Source organism: Thiohalocapsa halophila (assembly GCF_016583825.1).
Classification (GTDB): Bacteria; Pseudomonadota; Gammaproteobacteria; order Chromatiales; family Chromatiaceae; genus Thiohalocapsa; species Thiohalocapsa halophila.
Window position 1 is genome coordinate 1 of record NZ_NRRV01000252.1, and the last position, 695, is coordinate 695.

Sequence of the window (695 nt, forward strand, 5' to 3'; positions counted from 1 at the left end):
CGTACATGGCCTGGAGCTGTTGCGTGCCATGGCCAACGGCGGGCGCATCAAGACCCCCACGATCGTCTTCACGGCTGACGAGACACCCGCATTGAAGGCCGAGGTGAAGGCGCTCGGGGCCTCTGTGCTGGTCAAGCCGGTGATCGCGGCGGACCTCGCGCTGCGCATCGATGCGGCGATCGATGGAGCAAAGCCATGATGCAATTCTCGCCCAGCCACGCCGCGTGGGATCGGCGAGCGCACACGTGGCTGCTGCTCATGTGTGTTGCGAGCACGTCGGCGCTGGCCGCCGATGACGAGGCGGCCGCCCTGTTCGGCTCCGAGCAGTCGGTCTCGATCGCGACCGGCTCCCTGCGACCGCTGCGCACCGCGCCCGCTGTTGCGACGGTCATCACCGCCGAGGAGATCCGGGATTATGGCGTGCGCAACGTCGTCGAGGCCCTGGCCCTGGTGCCGGGCTTTCATGTCGGCATGACCACGGATCTGTACCCGAATCTGCTCGTGCGCGGCTTCTCGAGCCTGCGCTCGGGCAATACGCTGTTCCTGATCGACGGCGTATCGGTCACCGAGATGGGCCAGGGCGATCAGTTGGCCGTACTCGGCACCCTTCCGCTCGATGCCATCGAGCGGATCGAGGTCACGCGGGGGCCGGGCGCATCGGTATTCGGCGCGGACGCCTTCTCCGCGGTGGTCAA

General features: G+C 67.3%; 2 protein-coding genes. Both read left to right on the forward strand.

Features of this window, described 5'->3' with window-relative positions:
* Positions 1-199: PleD family two-component system response regulator (locus CKO31_RS26300; RefSeq protein WP_207148136.1), on the forward strand; the 199-nt coding region annotated here is incomplete at its 5' end.
* The coding region (locus tag CKO31_RS26305; protein ID WP_242475710.1) for a TonB-dependent receptor plug domain-containing protein at positions 196-695 on the forward strand (500 nt) is incomplete at its 3' end. The genes CKO31_RS26300 and CKO31_RS26305, both read left to right, overlap by 4 nt.